The following is a 14,400-nucleotide window of genomic DNA, read 5'->3' on the forward strand; positions in this document are numbered from 1 at the left end:
GTTACGAGGTGGCATCTTCAAGCATTCGTTTTACAAATTCTCGAAAGGGCAAAATACTTGGGGCATTCAATAACAGGGCTTGGGAGGAGTAAGCTAGCAACCTCTGGGGCGAGTTAATTATTTCAGCAAGGGGTGCATAGTTACACCAGCTCATTGGCCCAAGATTAATAAATGCCTCGGGATTAAAGTCAATTTTGACGTTCTCATCTGTCCACGTAATGGGTAGACATTCGGCAAAGAAAGCTTCCGGAATTTTTTCGGTGTAGTACCCGGGGTACATGCCATTTTCTGGACAAAGATTAAAACCATATTCTTGTAGTAGCTCATATTTTAAAAAATTACTGAGATGATGATTTTTAATGGTTTTATCGAAGTGTGCGCCAAAACCCTTGATAGGGATTACTTTTTGTACTGCCTCATAGAGGGTTTTTCTAGGCTCTCTTATATGTGAGCTTAGGAAAGCGACAACACGTCTCTTTTCTAAAAAACGCTTTCCTAATGGCTGCATTAGGCGCTGAATATCCATTAATTTTCCATAACGGGGATTTCGGTTATCGACGATTCCCTCGTGGGACCAATCAAGCATCTCCATCCAATAGGGAAGGCGAAAATACCGATCCGAAGAAATATTTAAATCAAAAGAAATGCTGTAATCGGCTGGAACGGTGTCATGGCGAAGGTTCTCTGCGCTATGGAAAACCCTTAGTGCTGAGTTGTTCTTGGCAGGTGCTAGCTTAAAAACAGAATTTACTGTTGACCTCAGTGGTTTGGGGCACCATCTCAGTTTTTTGGAATCAGGCCTCATAAAAGGCCCCAATATCAACAAATCTGCCTGATTTGGGGTCACCCAATCTATTTGATAACCCAGGCTTTGAGCGATAATTGGAAGCAAGCTTTGTGAATAATCAATTGGGCAACCGATAGTTGAAATTCGTACGCTTCTCATTCCCTAATACTAAATTATTTTATGTCTGAGTCATCTGCCCAGTATCCATATTCAGTAGTCATTACCACTTTTGATAAGCGATTTGAAGCATTCTTGGTACCCTTGATTGCTCAAATTAAGTCACAGCGGCCAGATGTTGAGGTAATTGTCACAATCAATGGCCCTGCTAAGGGGGTCTTTGATGAAGCCTATCGCTCTAGTATTTTGTCTTACCTCTCTAAATTTCCAAAGGTGTTTCCAACGGTGTTTCCAAATTTTCAGTCGCTGGCTAAGCTTTGGAATCGTGGTGCGTTAACAGCTAGCAATAATCGAGTATTGATATTAAATGATGATCTTGAGATTCAATCAGGGAATAATGAATGTTTTTTTGATCTTCTAGAGTCCGCGTTAGCTAAAAATTCAGGAACTTTCAAAATCAATGGCAGCTTTTCCCATTTCATTCTAGATAAGCATGAGTTGATTGAAGTAGGTTTTTTTGATGAACGTCTTTTGGGCCTTGGCGAAGAAGACGGAGATTTCTATTGGCGTTTCTATAAAAAATACAAACGTGAAATCCCAGCTGTAGATATTAATTTAATTGACAATGTGCAATCTGATTTGGCGGATGATGGTTATACCAAAGGTATCAGAACTGCCTCAAAATTTAATCGTGATTTTATTCAAAAAGAAAAATATAAGACAAGCTTATTCGGTGGATATAAGGGAATGTTTGATAAGAGGGTCAATCAAATTCTGTCAGATGAAAAGCAGTATCCATATGAGCCCTTCTATCTAAAAAATAAAGATAGACTCTAGAGTTATGAATTTTTCTTACAGCCAATCTAAATCTTTACAGTATTTTTCTATTGTTTGTGTGGCTTCAGCAATAGGTCTACTGACCGTCTGGGTTTTACCAAATACCATTGCCTTGAGGCACATTCTTCTCGGGACGGGCTTAGTTGGTTCCATTGCTGTGATTTCAAAAACGAAGTTTTTTAAGAGTCGTAGATTACTGGAAATGGCACCCTTAATTTTATTTTCGTTGATCTTTATTTGGGCGCTTATACATTACACCTTTTTTTCTTTGAATCCACAGCTCGAATTACAAGAGTTAAAAAGTATTTGGCTACGGGCTTTAGCAGGATCAATCATTGCAATAGGATTAAGTATTGCCTTAAGAACTAATTCTTTTCTACGCCCTTACTTCTTTATCTCCTTATTTATTGTTTCGACCATAAATTTGATTGCATATTTCTACATAAGTTATAAATCTGGCAGTTTTATTTTGCCGGTAGATTTTGTTACGGCATTTGTTTTTAAGAAGATTGAGGCAGCCTTTTTTGGAGTTATAGCGATTGCAATTGCATGTGCCAACCTTCTTTATTTATTAGAAAAACAATTGAACAAAAAAAACACTTTCATTATTTTATTTTGGTTTTTTGGAATTAGCATTGCAGTAGTTTCTTCCTTAGTTGCCAATACAAAAAACGGAGTAGCGGTTGCGCTAGGTTTGTGTCTATTGCTTGGACTTATTCTTATCGTCAAAGCTCAATTAAATAAAAATCAATCTAATTTAAGTCTGCTAATTACTACCCTGTTTATTTTTTTACTCTTATTTTCTGGGTGGAAAGCCCATTCAAAGTTTGCCTCTCAGGGTTGGGGAACATTATGGGAGGATATGAGTATTTCATCTCAGCTAGACAAACATAATTATTGGCGATATAACGCCCAACACTGGAATAAAGTAACAGGAGAAAATTTCCCAAAAAACAGCTCGGGTACTAATGTTGCCGGTAATACATATGAGCGAGTTGCTTGGGCTACTGAAGGAATAATTTTAATATTCAAGTATCCCTTAGGTTATGGATCAATCAATCGTTCTTTTGTTGGCATGCTCAAGCATGCCAAGGTTGAGCAAGAGCTTGAGAGTCAGACGCATAGTGGTTGGATTGATTTTGGGCTTGCTTTTGGCATACCTGGGCTTGTCATTATGGCCTTAATCTTTCTATTGATTATTTGCATGGGCTTCTGGCATGGCGGTCAATTCGGTTTAATCGGTGCATGGTTGTCCGTAGGACTTATTCCTTTTGGAATGGTGGCTGAAATTTGTTACAAGCATAATTTTGAAATATTGATATTTTTCATTGCATTTGCTGCGACCTCAGTTGTTGGCATTCGGGGAATTAAGTATGAAAATTTAAATATCAAAGATAATTTAGTAAGGTAGACAGATAGGGTAAACAAAGGTAAAAAATGATTTTAGTTACTGGCGGAGCCGGTTTTATTGGTGGAAATTTTGTATTAGATTGGCTAGCAAACCCTAGTGCCGAGGGTGTTGTTAATCTAGATAAACTCACCTATGCCGGCAATCTGGCAACCCTTGAGCCTCTCAAGGGTGACCCTCGTCATGTTTTCGTGCATGGTGATATTAGCGATAAAGATCTGGTGACGACGTTATTGAAAGAGCATCAGCCTCGCGCAATTGTGAACTTTGCCGCAGAAAGTCATGTCGACAGGTCCATTCATGGGCCGGCTGAGTTTGTCACCACCAATATCGTAGGTACATTTAACTTATTAGAATGTGCTCGTGAATATTGGAATGGGTTGGAAGATTCTGCTAAGAAGCAATTCCGCTTTCACCATGTCTCCACTGATGAGGTTTATGGCTCGCTATCTTTGACCGATCCTGCGTTTACAGAGACTAATCCATATGAGCCAAATAGCCCTTATTCTGCTTCAAAGGCTGCGTCTGATCATTTAGTGCGCGCGTGGTTTCATACCTATGGCTTTCCGGTGTTGACTACGAACTGTTCTAATAACTATGGCCCATATCATTTTCCAGAGAAATTAATTCCATTAGTCATTCTTAATGCCCTGAATGGCAAGCCATTGCCAATTTATGGAGATGGGCAACAAATTCGAGATTGGCTCTATGTCAAAGATCATTGCTCGGCGATACGAGAAGTGTTGGCAAAAGGCAAATTGGGCGAAACATACAATATTGGTGGTTGGAATGAAAAAGCCAATATCGATGTGGTCAAAACCATTTGTAGAATCTTAGATGAGTTAAAGCCACGCTCTGATGGAAGGTCCTATGAAGAGCAAATTACATTTGTCAAAGACCGTCCAGGTCATGATCGTCGTTATGCTATTGATGCCAGCAAAGTGGAGCGCGAGTTAGGTTGGCGTCCTGCGGAAACCTTTGATTCAGGAATTCGTAAAACGGTGCAATGGTATCTTGATAACCCAGCATGGATTGAGGGTGTAGTGAGCGGGTCTTATCGCGACTGGCTTTCTAAGCAGTACAACTAGATATCTAGCCCTATGAAAATTTTAGTCTTTGGTAAAGATGGTCAGTTAGGCAAAGCCTTCCATCTTGCTTTGGATGACTATTTGTCGCATCCTCCGGCGGCGAACAGCAAGACCTCGGTGCAATATGTTGGGCGTGCCCAATGCGATCTGGCAGATGAACAGTCTATCGCCGGTCTGCTGAATGAATTTCAACCTAATCTCATTATCAATGCCTCGGCATACACTGCCGTTGATAAAGCACAGACAGAAGTGGATTTGGCATTTGCTGTGAATGCGAGAGCCCCAGAAATCATGGCAGAGTATGCAGCAAGCCATGGGGCAACTTTTCTGCACTATTCAAGCGATTATGTTTTTGACGGAGAAAAGTACGGCTTCTATTTAGAGGATGACATTCGCAATCCCTTGGGAATTTATGGAAAAAGTAAGGCTGCTGGCGAAGAGGCAATCGTCAGGGCATTCGCTAAACCAAGCAATCAGAAGACAGGGAAAATAGGTCAATACGTCATTTTTCGAACCAGCTGGGTGTATGGCGATGGTGGAAACTTCATTCGGACCATTTTGCGCTTAGCTAAAGATCGAGCGGAGTTGCGGGTTATAGATGATCAGTATGGCGTTCCCACCAGCGCTCAATGGTTAGTACAAATTAGCCTAGGTCTTATCATTGATCAGCAAGGCAGCTTAAAAGTCTTCCCCTCAGGCATTTATCACGCAGTACCTGCAGGTCAGACAAATTGGTATGAGTTGGCAACTTTTGCTGTTCAGACTGCTCTTGACGCTGGCTTTTCTCTGAAATTAACCCCCAAAAATATAGATCCGATCCCTGCAACTGAGTACCCATTGCCCGCTCCTAGGCCTATGAATTCTCGGATGTCGACAGATAAGCTGCGCAAAGTATTGGAGCCTGATGGTGATATGTCAAAATTACAGCTATTAAATCAACCATGGGATGAAGCGGTTCGAAGCTATGTTCGAAATCTCGTTCAAAATGGGCTTATATAGAGAGATCTAGAGTGGTAAATCAAACTCAGCGTAAAGGCATTATTTTGGCGGGAGGCTCGGGAACTCGCTTGTACCCAGTGACTCAGGCGGTATCCAAACAATTAATGCCGGTGTACGACAAGCCTATGGTCTACTACCCATTGAGCACTTTGATGTTGGCGGGCATACGGGACATCTTGCTGATTTCAACGCCGCACGATACCCCACGCTTTTCTGAATTATTGGGTGATGGTTCTCAGTGGGGCCTAAATATCGAGTATTGTGTTCAGCCCTCACCAGATGGTTTAGCGCAAGCATTTACTTTAGGTAAACATTTCGTTGGAAATAATCCAAGCGCTCTAGTGCTTGGGGACAATATTTTTTATGGCCATGAGTTAGTCGATCAGCTCGATAGTGCAAATGACAGAAACAATGGGGCAACAGTATTTGCTTACCACGTTAATGATCCGGAGCGTTATGGTGTCGTTGAGTTTGATAAAAACTACAAGGCTTTGTCTATTGAAGAGAAGCCTCTAAAGCCCAGAAGTAGTTATGCGGTCACCGGTCTATATTTCTATGACAATCAAGTGTGCGATATTGCTGCTTCAATAAAACCTAGCGCTCGTGGCGAGTTAGAAATTACGGATGTGAACCGCGTTTATCTTGAAAAGAATGAGCTCAGTGTTGAGATTATGGGCCGTGGTTTTGCTTGGTTAGATACTGGTACGCATGATTCTTTGCTTGATGCTGCTGGTTTTATTGCAACCCTCCAAAAGCGCCAAGGTTTGATGGTGGCATGTCCTGAAGAGATTGCCTATCGCCAAGGCTGGATCAGCGCTGAAGATGTTCTGAAGGTAGCAAATCAACTCAGTAAAAATAGTTATGGCCAGTACCTAAATAAGATTCTCAATGAATTCCTCTTCTAAGCTTCAAGTAACACCCACATCCATTCATGATGTGCTGCTGATTGAGCCAAAAGTATTTGGTGATGAACGTGGCTGGTTTACAGAATCTTTTAATGCAATCGATTTTTCAAAAGCTACTGGCCTGAATATCGAGTTTGTTCAGGACAACCATTCTTTTTCTCGTCAATGGACCTTGCGTGGTTTGCACTATCAGCTAGAGCAAACGCAAGGTAAGTTGGTGCGCGTGGTTGCTGGTAGTGTCTATGATGTAGTTGTAGATATCCGTAAAGACTCGCCAACTTATGGCAAATGGGTGGGTGTTGAGCTTAGTGCGCAAAATCACAAGCAATTATGGATACCACCCGGCCTAGCTCATGGTTTTTTAGTCTTATCTGAAACTGCAGAGTTTCTGTATAAGACGACGGATTACTATCATCCGCAAAGTGAGGCTTGTCTTGCTTGGAATGACCCAAAGGTGGGGATTGAGTGGCCACTGCCAGTTGGAGTTCAGCCCAATATGAATGCTAAAGATACTGCAGGACTTAGCTGGGAAGATGCCCCAAAATTCTGAGTATTTCTGGGGCAAGATTTAAAAGATAAGATAATGCTCGTATGAGCAATGCTCCTTCTAACTCTTCTTCCAAAAACCCTAAAGTTTTATTGGTAAAACTATCCTCTTTGGGGGATGTGCTCCATAACCTTCCGCTTGTTTGGGATTTGCGGGCGCGACTGCCTAATGCACAAATTGATTGGGTGGTTGAAGAGGGGTATGTGCATTTGCTAGAGCCACTAATAACTCGCGAAGGATTTAGAGGGATTGATCGCATCATTCCTTTTGGCCTACGTCGCTGGAAAAAACATCTTTTTAAGTTATCTACTTGGAGAGAGTTTTTTGCCTTTCGTAAATCACTTCAGCAAACTACTTATGATGTACTCATTGAGACACAAGGCTTATTAAAATCTGCTTTGGTATGCGCCATAGCAAAGAAAATGCCTGATGCGGTAGTGGCAGGGCTCGCTAATGCGACTGAGTTTTCTGGGTATGAGCCATTAGCAAGGTCGTTTTATAACCAGTCTGTGCAGGTTCCAAAAAAATGCCATGCAGTAGATCGCTCGCGTTGGGTGATGTGTTCAGCCCTAGACTGGCCCTTATTAGAGCGCAATGACCCACCTAGGTTTTATCCGCCATCATTCATTCAGCGCATACCGAATTCAAAGGTGAGTGGTTTACATCAACCCTATGTTCTCTGTTTTCACTCTACTGCGAGAGCTGCAAAGCGTTGGTCAGAGGCTAATTGGGTTGCTCTCGGAAAAGAATTTGCAGCCCTTGGCTATCAAGTGGTTCTTCCTTGGGGAAGTCCTGCCGAGCAGTTGGTTAGCCAGTCGATAGGGGCTCAGATTCCCAATGCGTTTGTGCCATCTGCCTTTTCTATTGAGGAGGCTTTTTCAGTGATTGCTGGCGCTTCCTTAACGGTTGGGGTAGATACAGGTTTAACCCATCTTGCTGCAGTTCTGGGTAAGCCAACCGTTGAAATCTATTGTGATTCTCCTCGCTGGAAAACCGAAGGTTACTGGTCAAATCGAATTTGCAATCTAGGAGATATGCAAAATTCTCCGGGCGTTAACGAGGTTCTGAACGCATCAATAAAGCTTCTCAATCAAGCTTAAATATTTACCGATTATTAATTCTCAACGTAGCAAGGTATTGATAGCAATCAGATCTTCGTCTGATAGGGCTGCGGCATGAGCCTTTAATTTAATCGCATTGAGAATCGTGTTGTAGCGTGCTTGCTGTAGTTGCGAGCGAGTGGTAATTACTGTGTCCAAAGCAATCAATACATCAATGTTGATTAATGTGCCCACTTGAAAGCCTAGCTTGCTAGAGTCTAGTGCTGAAGTCGACGAGCGCTCAGCGGCTTCAAATGCTTTAACGCTAGCCAAGCCGCCGTAAAATCCGGTAAACGCAGCGCGTGTATTTTGTGCAGCTGTGCGGCGGTAGTTATCGTAGTTTGCTTTGGCGGCATCTAAAAGGGCTGCATTTTGACGAATCAAGGAGCTGTTATATCCACCAGAAACTAGGGGAATAGTCATCTGTAGGGCAATAGTGTTGTTATAGATATTGGTTTGTGCTGGCGTCAAACTATTAGCTGTTCCATTAGAGGTGTTGTAGCCTGCAGTTCCTACAAAATTGACTGAAGGGTAGTTCAATGCTTGTGAGGCTTTGTAATTGCTCTCTGCTAAGTTCACTGATAGTTGGCCTGCTAAAACATTGAAGTTCGCTACCTCTGCCTGATGAATCCAGTCCTCCAAAGTCTGACCTTTGGGGAGTACTGGGTTCACACTATCGGCAATCGGAATACCGTTGCTATCTTTATTTTTAGCGCGCGGATCTTTTAAAACACCATCGATTTTAGCCTCTTTGGTTAAGGGCTTTATTGGGCCAACAGGGCGCCCAACTAATTGCTCCAATACTCCGCGTTTGACGATTAAGTCCGCTTGCGCTGCAATTTCTTGAGAGTTCGCTAGGTCCAAAGCAGCTTGAGCAGTGTTGATATCAACAACGGTTGCAAGGCCTGCATCAAATTTTGCTTGGGCAATTTCGAGTTGTTGGGTAATCAAGCTTTTTTTATTGCGATACAACTCGACATTATCTTGACTTGTCAGCGCATCAAAATACGCTTGTGAAACTCGAATGATTAAATCTTGTTGCGCAGAATAAAAGCGCATATCGGCAATCTTGGTATTGAGATCACCCTGTTTGAATGCTTCTAGAGCTGCAATATTAAATACAGGTTGGGTTAGAGTAACTGTATAGTTTTTCTGGTCATATACTCTCGAACCTGTAACTGCTCCAGGTGGCGCATTACCAGCGGTATGCTGAAAGTAGCGGGTACCACCAGGTACAGCATTTGCTTGCGGCAACAAGAGCGAGAGTCCTTGCCAGTACAACTCTTTGCTCGCTTGATAGTTAAAGCGGGCAGCATTTAAGACAGGGTCACTAAAAGCAGCTTCTTGGTACAAGCGAATAAGATCTGTGGCCCCTTCAGTATTGGCCACATTGCCTCCAGAAACATTGGAGGGTGCCACATTACTAGGAATAGCTGGCTTGGCAGCTAAGACCATTTGCGGTGGCATCTCTAAGCCAGTCAAGGATTGCGTAGTAACACGGCTAGGGAGAGAAGGTTTAGCCCCGTTTGCGCTTTGCGCCAGCGCATTTGGCCATAAGGCACCCAATCCGAGTACTGGGCTCAGGAGTAAGCCTAAGGTACTCAGTTTTAGGGTTTTAAAGCGGTGCTCAGTCATCTCATTTAGATAATTTTGTGTGCCATGCAGTTTAAGGCTTATTTGCGTAAATTGCCTTAATTGACTCTTATTTTGCCAAATCGTCTCCACGACTTCATCTATCTATAAAATTGAGGGCATGGATCTTATTTTGCTAGGCAAGGCGGTATTACTGGGGGTAGTGGAGGGCTTAACTGAGTTTTTGCCGATCTCCAGTACGGGGCATCTGATTTTGGTGGGTGATTTACTCGACTTTAATGACGAGCGAGGTAAAGCATTTGAGGTGATTATTCAGTTCGGCGCTATTTTGGCGGTTTGCTGGGAGTTTCGGGAAAAGCTTTGGAAAGTAGCTACAACCATTAAGACTAGTACTGCCTCACGTCGATTTGTTTTCAATTTGATTATTGCGTCGATTCCCGCGATGGGACTAGCATTCATATTTGGTAAACACATTAAGGCGCTTTTGTTTTCGCCGATCCCCGTAGCTAGCGCCTTTATCGTTGGTGGACTCATTATTTTTTGGGCAGAGCGTCGACAACTAAAAGTCAATCCTTCGAAAAGTCGTATTCAAACGGTCGATGATCTTAAGTCAATGGATGCTCTTAAGGTAGGTCTTGCTCAATGCGCTGCTTTGATTCCGGGGACATCACGTTCTGGAGCAACGATTATTGGGGGCATGTTATTTGGTTTGCCACGCGCTGTTGCAACCGAGTTTTCTTTCTTCTTGGCGATTCCAGTCATTGGTGGCGCTACAGCCTATGAGTTGCTCAAGCTCTGGAAAAATCCCGTAGCGCTATCAAGCGATTTTACTTGGGCAATTGTGGTGGGGTTTATTTCCGCATTTATCTCTGCATTTATCTGTGTGCGCTGGTTAATTCATTATGTGGCGGGACATAACTTCATTCCATTTGCTTGGTATCGTATTGTCTTTGGAGTATTGGTCTTGGTAAGTGCGTATAGTGGCTTAGTGGCTTGGTCTCAATAGGATTAGTGAAAATATCATGGATGCATCAATAGACGCAATTACGAATAATATTCAGCTGGCCCTAGCCCCAGTATTTTTGTTAACTGCAGTAGCAACACTGATTAATGCAATTTCTGCTCGCTTAGCTCGATCGGTGGATCGTATGCGGGCAATTCAACAGAAGATTGAAGAGGGTTCGATAAAAGATCCAGTGATTTTGAGCCATATGAAGAAAGAGGCCGATGAAGCAAAAATTAGAGGTCGTCTCTGTACTGTGGCTATTTTCTTTGACGTTCTCAGTGGTGTATTTATTTCTTTAACTGTATTGGAACTGTTTTTCTTCCAAGCAGGTGCAGTTCGCTCCTTACAAGCCACCTATGTTATTTGGACTTTTGTATTGGGCCTAGTTTCTTTTATGACTTCACTTTCCATTGTTTTGGCAGAAGTCGTCTTTGCATATCGTTCCGCTGGCTGGAACACACCATTTGCTAGATAAAGCAAGAATTTTTATTCCGTGATCCATACAAAAACTGACCGTATTCGCTCTTTTGTTTTAAGAGCGGGTCGAACTACTGCTGGTCAACAGCGAGCGATTGATGAGCTGGGTCCCCAGTTTTTGATTCCATTTCAGGACAAGGTACTTTGTCTAAAAGAGGCATTTGGAGGATCTTCTCATCCCAAGATTCTAGAGATCGGTTTTGGTATGGGTGAGACTACTGCCAAGATTGCCGCATTAAGACCTAGTGATGACTTTTTGGCTATTGAGGTTCACCCACCTGGTGTTGGTGCGCTACTCAAATTGATTGGTGAAAATACCCTCAGTAATTTACGCTTGATTCGACATGATGCTGTTGAAGTCTTGGAAAAAATGCTTGCCTCCAATTGTTTGGATGGTATTCATATTTATTTTGCAGATCCTTGGCATAAAAAGCGCCACCATAAGCGCAGACTGATTCAAGCAGACTTTGTGAAGTTGCTCGTTTCACGTTTAAAGCCCGGGGCCTATTTACATCTTGCTACCGACTGGCATAACTATGCGGAGCAAATGCTCTTGGTTTTAAATAGCGAACCAGCATTGATGAATACTTCAGTAAAGCAAGTGCAGATCGAAACCTTTAGTACTGATGATGTAGCAGAAGAGGGGGATTCTGAGAAAGAATTTAAACCTACTTTAGATCAGTTGAGCTCAAAGCAAGCGGGATATGTTGAGAGACCAGCTTATCGACCGATTACTAAGTTTGAAAATCGTGGTCTCAAGTTGGGACATGGAGTATGGGATTTGGTTTATAAGAAAAAATAAAGCCGCTATCGAGCGACTTTATTTATTTTTTTGAGCCTGCTTTATAGACCTAAGCAAACATATTTCAATTCCAAGTATTCATCCATTCCATAGGCGCTACCCTCGCGTCCAAGCCCAGATTGCTTTACGCCACCAAATGGACCGACTTCATTGGAGATGATCCCTGAGTTCACGCCAACAATGCCATATTCCAATGCTTCTGCTGCTTTCCAGATGCGCCCAATATCTCTGCTATAGAAATACGAAGCTAAGCCGTACTGACTATTGTTAGCTAGCTGGATGGCTTCTTCATCAGTTTCAAACGGGATAATGGGCGCAACGGGCCCAAATGTTTCCTCATAGGTGATGAGCATCTCATTTGTGACATCAGCCAAAATGGTGGGTTCATAAAAAGTACCGCCGAGTGCGGAACGTTTTCCACCCGCGATCAGCTTGGCACCTTTGCTAAGAGCGTCAGCAACATGCCTCTCCACTTTCTCAAGTGCTGCAGGCTCAATAAGCGGTCCCTGAGTCACCCCAGCTTCCATTCCATTACCGGGCTTAATCACGGCAATTGCTTTAGCAAATTTTTGCACGAATTCTGCTTGTACTTTTTTGTGAACATAAAAGCGATTAGCGCATACGCAAGTTTGACCAGAATTGCGATACTTTGATGACATAGCGCCAGTTACGGCCGCATCAATATCTGCATCTTCAAAAACGATAAAAGGGGCATGCCCTCCGAGTTCTAGGGCTAGTTTTTTGACGGTCGGAGCGCATTGAGCCATCAGTATGCGACCAACTTCAGTTGATCCCGTAAATGATAGGTGGCGCACACTAGACGAGGCGCAGAGGGTTTTGCCAATCTCAATCGATTGTTGAGAATCTGCTGTCAGAACATTAATCACCCCAGCAGGAACCCCAGCACGTTGTGCAAGTTCAGCTAGTGCAAGAGCGGAGAGCGGTGTTAGTTCAGCGGGCTTAATGACAATCGTGCAGCCAGCTGCCATTGCGGGAGCAATTTTGCGAGTAATCATGGCAATGGGGAAGTTCCATGGCGTGATGGCAACGCACACACCAATCGGCTGCTTCATGACGATAAGGCGCTTATCACTCCAAGTTGTACTCGGTATAGAGCCCGCCACCCGTTTTGCTTCTTCAGCAAACCATTCGATAAATGAGGCGCCATAGGCAACCTCACCAGTAGATTCAATTAAGGGCTTACCTTGCTCTAAAGTCATCAAAGTCGCAAGATCTTGGGTATTGGCGATGATTAAATCAAACCACTTACGCATGACATTGGCGCGTTCTTTGCCAGTCTTCATCTTCCAGTCTTGGAAGGCCTTTTCGGCAGCGCTAATGGCGCGTTCTGCTTCGTCAGGCCCAAGATTGGCAACTTGTCCTATCAACTCGCCTGTCGCAGGGTTGGTGACATCAAACAGCTTGTTAGCACTTGCTTTGACCCATTGGTTGTCAATGAATGCCTCTTCCTTAAAAAGGCTGGGATCTTTTAGTAGCTTACGAATATCTACTTTTTGCATACGAGGTCTCCAAATATTTCGCTGTGACAGTAAATACTAAATGTACTTTTCGCTCAATTTTATCCCTCCAATATCTTTTATGTTCGAGGGCAATTTGCTGGAGTAGTAATCCCTCTGGCATTGAGGCGCAGGGGGTTGGGCTTTTAAGCCATTGATTTAGAGGTGCTTAACTTGCCTGAATTTCTGTACTTCTTAACTTTTGGGCTAGTAGGTCCAAGACGCCATTGACATATTTATGGCCGTCGGTACCTCCAAAGGTCTTAGCAAGCTCTACTGCTTCATTAATGGCCACTTTATAGGGGACTGCTAAATCCATTGCTAACTCGTAAGTACCTATTAATAGGGCTGCATGCTCAACCGGAGAGAGTTCATTGATAGGTCTGTCTAGTGCTGGAGTAATGAGGGCCTCTAATGCGTCGGTATGGTCAAGCACTCCAGTAAAGATCCCTTGAAATAGTTCAAGCTGGCAACGGCGAAAGCCTGGATCTTCGCCTAACTGCTTAGAGATGGCGGCTGCATTGGGCAGGCTGCCCGCACGACGCATTACTAGACTTTGATATACACCTTGGAGAGCGTATTCGCGGGCACGACGACGCGGTGTCAATGAACGCTTTGGGGCAACATTGCTAGGATTGTTTGTGCTTGCAGATGGGGGAGCGATATTTTTGGTCATATTGTTATCTGCAAAATTACGCTTGTGGGTGATTGATTTCAAAATCAATATCAGGTGTGAGGGCTAAAGCAAGATTAGCCATTTCCACAACGGCTTTTGCGCAGTCAGCCCCTTTTACTTGAACACGCACTTGCGCTTGTTCATCGGTATCGCAAGTCAGAACACCATTTGCAATTGGCAGACCAGATTCAATAGAGATGCGGGTGATACCAGCGGCTGATTCATTGGAGACTAATTCAAAATGATAGGTTTCTCCTCGAATCACTGCGCCTAAAGCCACTAATCCGTCAAATTCACCTGTCTCCGAGAGTTTTTGTAGGGCAAATGGAATCTCCAATGCGCCGGGTACGGTTACTAGTTTGATGTCAGACTGAGATACGCCAAGTTTGATGAGCTCTTCAATGCATGCGGTAGTCAGCGCAACGCAATGCTCTTCATTAAAACGCGCTTGCACTATCCCAATACGTAAGTCTTGACCGTTAAGATCGGCGGCCAATACGCCAACAGCTGGTTCGGTATGTGATGTGTTCATATGATTTGG

Annotated in this window: 15 protein-coding genes and 1 pseudogene; 10 read left to right on the top strand and 6 right to left on the bottom strand. The window is 43.4% G+C overall.

Annotated elements, in window-relative coordinates:
- Position 1: 1 nt before the first annotated feature.
- Both A2X74_RS06780 and A2X74_RS11005 read right to left on the bottom strand, forming a co-directional pair.
- The gene (locus A2X74_RS06780; protein ID WP_293626415.1) at positions 2–526 is read right to left on the bottom strand and encodes a glycosyltransferase family 10; all 525 of its coding nucleotides are present in this window, start codon (positions 524–526) and stop codon (positions 2–4) included.
- A 75-nt stretch (positions 527–601) separates the two neighbouring features.
- Positions 602–946 (bottom strand): annotated as a pseudogene (locus A2X74_RS11005) (hypothetical protein); the annotation flags it as partial.
- 102 nt (positions 947–1,048) lie between these two features.
- On the opposite strand from A2X74_RS11005, the gene A2X74_RS06785 reads away from it, so the two are divergent.
- From A2X74_RS06785 to waaC, 7 genes are read left to right on the top strand one after another with little or no spacing between them, the layout of a single operon-like run.
- Positions 1,049–1,741 (top strand): hypothetical protein, encoded by a 693-nt coding sequence (locus tag A2X74_RS06785; protein ID WP_293626419.1) that lies wholly within the window; start codon positions 1,049–1,051, stop codon positions 1,739–1,741.
- 4 nt (positions 1,742–1,745) lie between these two features.
- Positions 1,746–3,152: a hypothetical protein gene (locus tag A2X74_RS06790; protein WP_293626424.1), complete on the top strand. Its 1,407-nt coding sequence runs from the start codon at positions 1,746–1,748 to the stop codon at positions 3,150–3,152.
- A 26-nt stretch (positions 3,153–3,178) separates the two neighbouring features.
- Complete coding sequence (gene rfbB / locus A2X74_RS06795) at positions 3,179–4,237, top strand: dTDP-glucose 4,6-dehydratase (RefSeq protein ID WP_293626429.1); 1,059 nt, start codon at positions 3,179–3,181, stop codon at positions 4,235–4,237.
- A 12-nt stretch (positions 4,238–4,249) separates the two neighbouring features.
- Positions 4,250–5,236, top strand: coding sequence for a dTDP-4-dehydrorhamnose reductase (gene rfbD / locus A2X74_RS06800; RefSeq protein WP_293626431.1), 987 nt, complete (start codon positions 4,250–4,252; stop codon positions 5,234–5,236).
- Between the two features lie 11 nt (positions 5,237–5,247).
- Positions 5,248–6,141, top strand: a complete 894-nt coding sequence (gene rfbA / locus A2X74_RS06805) for a glucose-1-phosphate thymidylyltransferase RfbA (RefSeq protein WP_293626436.1) — start codon at positions 5,248–5,250, stop codon at positions 6,139–6,141.
- Entirely contained in the window at positions 6,125–6,691 is a 567-nt protein-coding gene (gene rfbC / locus A2X74_RS06810) for a dTDP-4-dehydrorhamnose 3,5-epimerase (RefSeq protein WP_293626441.1), read from the top strand. The genes rfbA and rfbC overlap by 17 nt, the downstream gene beginning before the upstream one ends.
- Before the next feature lie 41 nt (positions 6,692–6,732).
- A complete protein-coding gene (gene waaC / locus A2X74_RS06815; protein WP_293626446.1) occupies positions 6,733–7,788 on the top strand; it encodes a lipopolysaccharide heptosyltransferase I in 1,056 nt (351 codons plus the stop codon).
- Positions 7,789–7,809: 21 nt separating this feature from the next.
- Here waaC and A2X74_RS06820 read toward each other — a convergent pair whose 3' ends face one another.
- A complete protein-coding gene (locus A2X74_RS06820) occupies positions 7,810–9,423 on the bottom strand; it encodes a TolC family protein (RefSeq protein ID WP_293626449.1) in 1,614 nt (537 codons plus the stop codon).
- Between the two features lie 118 nt (positions 9,424–9,541).
- On the opposite strand from A2X74_RS06820, the gene A2X74_RS06825 reads away from it, so the two are divergent.
- The 3 genes from A2X74_RS06825 to trmB are packed head-to-tail and all read left to right on the top strand — an operon-like array spanning position 9,542 to position 11,666.
- On the top strand, positions 9,542–10,387 hold the full coding sequence (locus tag A2X74_RS06825) for an undecaprenyl-diphosphate phosphatase (RefSeq protein WP_293626451.1): 846 nt from the start codon (positions 9,542–9,544) through the stop codon (positions 10,385–10,387).
- Between the two features lie 16 nt (positions 10,388–10,403).
- On the top strand, positions 10,404–10,862 hold the full coding sequence (locus tag A2X74_RS06830; protein ID WP_293626453.1) for a DUF2721 domain-containing protein: 459 nt from the start codon (positions 10,404–10,406) through the stop codon (positions 10,860–10,862).
- Positions 10,863–10,880: 18 nt separating this feature from the next.
- Positions 10,881–11,666 (top strand): tRNA (guanosine(46)-N7)-methyltransferase TrmB, encoded by a 786-nt coding sequence (gene trmB / locus A2X74_RS06835; RefSeq protein ID WP_293626455.1) that lies wholly within the window; start codon positions 10,881–10,883, stop codon positions 11,664–11,666.
- Positions 11,667–11,707: 41 nt separating this feature from the next.
- Here the strand turns inward: trmB and A2X74_RS06840 are convergent, their stop codons facing one another.
- The 3 genes from A2X74_RS06840 to ribH form a co-directional block, all read right to left on the bottom strand.
- The gene (locus A2X74_RS06840) at positions 11,708–13,186 is read right to left on the bottom strand and encodes an NAD-dependent succinate-semialdehyde dehydrogenase (RefSeq protein WP_293626457.1); all 1,479 of its coding nucleotides are present in this window, start codon (positions 13,184–13,186) and stop codon (positions 11,708–11,710) included.
- 166 nt (positions 13,187–13,352) lie between these two features.
- Entirely contained in the window at positions 13,353–13,859 is a 507-nt protein-coding gene (nusB, locus tag A2X74_RS06845) for a transcription antitermination factor NusB (RefSeq protein ID WP_293626459.1), read from the bottom strand.
- Between the two features lie 16 nt (positions 13,860–13,875).
- The gene (gene ribH, locus A2X74_RS06850) at positions 13,876–14,391 is read right to left on the bottom strand and encodes a 6,7-dimethyl-8-ribityllumazine synthase (RefSeq protein ID WP_293626461.1); all 516 of its coding nucleotides are present in this window, start codon (positions 14,389–14,391) and stop codon (positions 13,876–13,878) included.
- Positions 14,392–14,400 lie beyond the last annotated feature (9 nt).

Source organism: Polynucleobacter sp. GWA2_45_21 (assembly GCF_001830325.1).
Lineage (GTDB): Bacteria > Pseudomonadota > Gammaproteobacteria > Burkholderiales > Burkholderiaceae > Polynucleobacter.

Coding starts and splice junctions, on each gene's coding strand:
- A2X74_RS06780 (WP_293626415.1), bottom strand. CDS start 526: ATGGATATTCAGCGCCTAATGCAGCCATTAGGAAAGCGTTTTTTAGAA.
- A2X74_RS06790 (WP_293626424.1), top strand. CDS start 1,746: ATGAATTTTTCTTACAGCCAATCTAAATCTTTACAGTATTTTTCTATT.
- rfbB (WP_293626429.1), top strand. CDS start 3,179: ATGATTTTAGTTACTGGCGGAGCCGGTTTTATTGGTGGAAATTTTGTA.
- rfbD (WP_293626431.1), top strand. CDS start 4,250: ATGAAAATTTTAGTCTTTGGTAAAGATGGTCAGTTAGGCAAAGCCTTC.
- rfbC (WP_293626441.1), top strand. CDS start 6,125: ATGAATTCCTCTTCTAAGCTTCAAGTAACACCCACATCCATTCATGAT.
- waaC (WP_293626446.1), top strand. CDS start 6,733: ATGAGCAATGCTCCTTCTAACTCTTCTTCCAAAAACCCTAAAGTTTTA.
- A2X74_RS06820 (WP_293626449.1), bottom strand. CDS start 9,423: ATGACTGAGCACCGCTTTAAAACCCTAAAACTGAGTACCTTAGGCTTA.
- A2X74_RS06825 (WP_293626451.1), top strand. CDS start 9,542: ATGGATCTTATTTTGCTAGGCAAGGCGGTATTACTGGGGGTAGTGGAG.
- A2X74_RS06830 (WP_293626453.1), top strand. CDS start 10,404: ATGGATGCATCAATAGACGCAATTACGAATAATATTCAGCTGGCCCTA.
- A2X74_RS06840 (WP_293626457.1), bottom strand. CDS start 13,186: ATGCAAAAAGTAGATATTCGTAAGCTACTAAAAGATCCCAGCCTTTTT.
- nusB (WP_293626459.1), bottom strand. CDS start 13,859: ATGACCAAAAATATCGCTCCCCCATCTGCAAGCACAAACAATCCTAGC.
- ribH (WP_293626461.1), bottom strand. CDS start 14,391: ATGAACACATCACATACCGAACCAGCTGTTGGCGTATTGGCCGCCGAT.